The sequence below is a fragment of the Collimonas fungivorans genome, assembly GCF_028292705.1.
GTDB classification, from domain to species: domain Bacteria; phylum Pseudomonadota; class Gammaproteobacteria; order Burkholderiales; family Burkholderiaceae_D; genus Collimonas; species Collimonas fungivorans_B.
In genome coordinates this window covers 1-3,581 of sequence record NZ_JAQGLV010000307.1, presented here as the reverse complement: position 1 = coordinate 3,581, position 3,581 = coordinate 1, and the positions used below count along the sequence as shown (strand labels likewise).

Annotated in this window: 2 protein-coding genes and 1 pseudogene; 2 read left to right on the top strand and 1 reads right to left on the bottom strand. The window is 62.2% G+C overall.

All coding sequences use genetic code 11. From position 1 onward, the window contains the following. Positions 1-407 (top strand): annotated as a pseudogene (locus JWQ61_RS17280) (choline-sulfatase); the annotation flags it as partial. A gap of 49 nt (positions 408-456) precedes the next feature. Next, on the top strand, positions 457-1,377 hold the full coding sequence (gene choX / locus JWQ61_RS17275) for a choline ABC transporter substrate-binding protein (RefSeq protein WP_304361608.1): 921 nt from the start codon (positions 457-459) through the stop codon (positions 1,375-1,377). 47 nt (positions 1,378-1,424) lie between these two features. Here the strand turns inward: choX and ppc are convergent. Further along, positions 1,425-3,581, bottom strand: a 2,157-nt coding sequence (gene ppc, locus JWQ61_RS17270) for a phosphoenolpyruvate carboxylase (RefSeq protein WP_304361607.1), incomplete at its 5' end; no start/stop codon positions are given.

The window sequence follows — 3,581 nt, the reverse complement described above, 5'->3', positions numbered from 1 at the left end:
GCGAGTATTGCGGCGAGGGCGCGCTGGCGCCGATCGTGATGATACGGCGCGGCCCCTACAAGTTCATCCACTCGCCGGTCGATCCCGACCAGCTCTACGATCTTGCGCGCGATCCCGACGAGCTGGAGAACCTGGCGACCGATCCAGGATCCATGGCCGTGCTTGAACAATTCCGCCAGGAAGCCGGCCATCGATGGAACCTGCCCAAGCTGCATGACCAGGTAGTCGCCAGCCAGCGCCGGCGGCGCTTCCACTTTGCGGCGCAAAGCAGAGGCACGGTGCGGCACTGGGACTATCAGCCGGTGCAAGACGCCAGCCTGCGTTTCATGCGCAACCACATCGACCTTGACGCGCTGGAGGCGATGGCGCGTTTTCCGGCGGTTTCGGGTAAATATTCGGGCAAATAAGCTGGAGGGCATCATGCCAAGAAAAGGTATTCCATCGGGTACTCCATTGATGCTGGCCTGCCTGCTGTTTTTGCATCAGGGCGCTTTTGGGGCGGAGGCTGACGCTTGCAAGCTGGTGCGCATGGCCGATCCCGGCTGGAGCGACATTACCGCAACCAATGCCATCGCCGGCATCCTGCTGGGCGCGCTCGGTTATGAGCAGAAGGTGGACCACCTGTCGGTTCCCATCACTTTCGTCGGCTTGAAAAAAGGCCAGGTCGATGTTTTCCTCGGCAACTGGATGCCGGCGCAAAAACCGCTCATGGAAACCCAGCTCAAGGATGGCGCCATCGATGTCCTGCATGCCAACCTGGTCAACGCCAAGTTCACGCTCGCGGTTCCCAGCTACGTCGCCGCGGCAGGCGTCAAGTCTTTCAGCGACCTTGCCAGGTTCGCCGGCAAATTCGACAGCAAGATTTACGGCATCGAAACCGGCGCGCCGGCCAACCAGAACATCAAGACCATGCTGGCAGCCAAGTCGTTCGGGCTGGACGGCTGGAAACTGGTGGAGTCGAGTGAGCAAAGCATGTTGAGCCAGGTCGCGCGGAAAGTCTCGGCCAAGGAGTGGATAGTATTCCTGGCCTGGGAGCCGCATCTGATGAACACCCGCTTCCAGCTCACTTACCTGGATGGCGGCAATGCCTATTTCGGTCCCAACTACGGCGGCGCTACCGTGAATACGCTGGCGCGCAAAGGTTATGCGGCGCAATGTCCGAACCCCGGCCGCCTGTTCAGCCAGCTTGAGTTCAACGTCGACCTGGAAAACAAGATCATCAACGATGTGCTGGAACAGAAAGTCGACGCCAGGTCAGCCGCGCTGCGCCAGTTGAAATCCCGGCCGGAATTGCTGTCGGCCTGGCTGAATGGGGTCAAGACCCGCAGCGGCGAAGAAGGTTTGCCGGCAGTGAAGAAGACGCTTGGTTTGAATTAAAAAAATGGCCAGCAATGCTGCTGGCCATTTCTTGTCTTGGCAACCGGTCAGCCGGTGTTGCGCAAACCGGCGGCGATGCCGTTGATGCTCAGGTGGATGCCGCGTTTCACCCTTTCCTCCGTCGTGCGGCCGGCCGCGGTCACGCTGCGGTGGCGCTTGATCAGTTCGACCTGCAAGTGATTCAGCGGATCGAGGTAGGCGAAGCGGTTCTTGATCGAACGCGCTAGCAACGGATTGCCCGACAGGCGGTCCTTGGAGGCGGTGATGGCTGACAGGATGCTGCTGGTGCGCTCGTGTTCATCGACGATGCGCTTGAAGATGCTGTTGCGCAGCTTGCGGTCGGTGACCAGCCCGGCATAGCGCGAGGCCACCGCCAGGTCGGTCTTCGACAGCACCATGTCCATGTTCGACAGCAGGGTGGCGAAGAACGGCCATTCCTTGTACATGGCGCGCAAGGTCGCCAGCTTCTGGGTCTTGAGCTTGCTGTCCTTTCCTTCTTCCAGCCAGCTTTCGATGGCGCTGCCAAAGCCGTACCAGCCCGGCAGCAGCAAGCGGCACTGGCCCCAGGAAAAGCCCCAGGGAATCGCGCGCAAGTCTTCGATGCGGCGCGTCGATTTGCGCGAGGCAGGGCGCGAACCGATGTTCAGCTCGGCGATCTCGGCAATCGGCGTCGCCGCAAAAAAATAGTCGGTGAAGCCGGGGGTTTCATAGACCAGGTTGCGGTAGGACTGGTAAGCGCGCTCAGACAAGCCATCCATCAATTGTTCGAATTCGCCCAGCTTCTTGGTCTGCCTGGCGTCGGCATTGTTAGGCATCAGGCTCGCTTCCAGCGTCGCCGCCACCAGCAGCTCCAGGTTGCGGCGGCCGATTTCCGGATTGGAGAACTTGGAAGCGATGATCTCGCCTTGTTCGGTCAGGCGGATCTGGCCGTTGACGGTGCCCGGCGGCTGCGCCAGGATCGCCTGGTAGCTCGGGCCGCCGCCGCGGCCGACGGTGCCGCCGCGGCCATGGAACAGGCGCAGCTTGACGCCGGCGCGGTCGAATACGCGCACCAGCTGGATCTCGGCCTTGTACAATTCCCAGTTGGAGGTCAGGAAACCACCATCCTTGTTGGAGTCGGAATACCCCAGCATCACTTCCTGCAGCTTGCCTTGTTTGGCGATCAGCCGTTCCACCGGCGCCAAGGCCATGAACTGCTCCATGATGGCTGCGGCGCGGCGCAGGTCGGGTATGGTTTCGAACAGCGGGATCACCATGACTTCCAGCTCGCCGACGGCAGCCTTGCCCTTGCCCGCAACGGCATCAGGCCGCAGCAGGCCAGTTTCCTGTTGCAGCAGCAGGACTTCCAGCAAGTCGGACACGGTCTCGGTATGCGAGATGATGTAGTTGCGGATCGAGCGCGCGCCATAGCGCTGGCGCATCTCGCCGGCGGCGCGCAGGATCGACAGCTCGGACACGGTCTCGTCGGAATACTCGATATACGGCGAGTACAGCAGGCGCGGCTTGGCCAGTTCGGCCAGCAGCAGGTCGATCTTCTGTTCTTCGCTGAGCTTGTCGTACGCGCCTTCCACCTGGGCCTGGGCGAACAGCTCGGTCAGCACCCGCTCGTGGACGTCGGAACTCTGGCGCATGTCGAGCGAGGCCAGGTGGAAACCGAAAATCTCGGAAGCGCGCTTGAGCGTCGCCAGTCGCGGCTTGACCAGGGCGCTGCCGTGGTTGGCGCGCAGCGAATCTTCGACGATCTGCAATTCCTGGGTGAATTCCTGCGGCGTCGCATAGTGGGCGGCGGCGCCGACTTCCTGGCGCAGGATGTTGGTGGCGCCGAGTTCGCGCGCGGTGGAAGCCAACCGTGCATAGATGCCGATCAGGGCGCGGCGGTAGGGTTCGTCGGAGCGATGGTCCGAAGTGTCGGGCGAGCTTTCCGCCAGCGCCAGCAGTTCCTGGTTGACGCTGACCATCAGGGTCGAGACCGACAGTTCCGCGCCCAGCGCATGCACTTCTTCCAAGTAGAAGTCGAAGATGGTGGTCGATTGCCGCGACAGGGCGTGCTGCATGGTGCCGGCGTTGACGTTGGGATTGCCGTCGCGGTCGCCGCCGATCCAGCTGCCCATCTGCACGAAGGGCGCCAGTTCGGCATTGGCGCCGCCGCTGGCCTGGCGTGCGCGGGTCGGAAACTGGGTGGCGATTTCGCCTTCGATGTCGTC

Bases quoted from the DNA above. Each gene is read 5' to 3' on its own strand.
- choX (WP_304361608.1), top strand. From the start codon at position 457: ATGCTGGCCTGCCTGCTGTTTTTGCATCAGGGCGCTTTTGGGGCGGAG.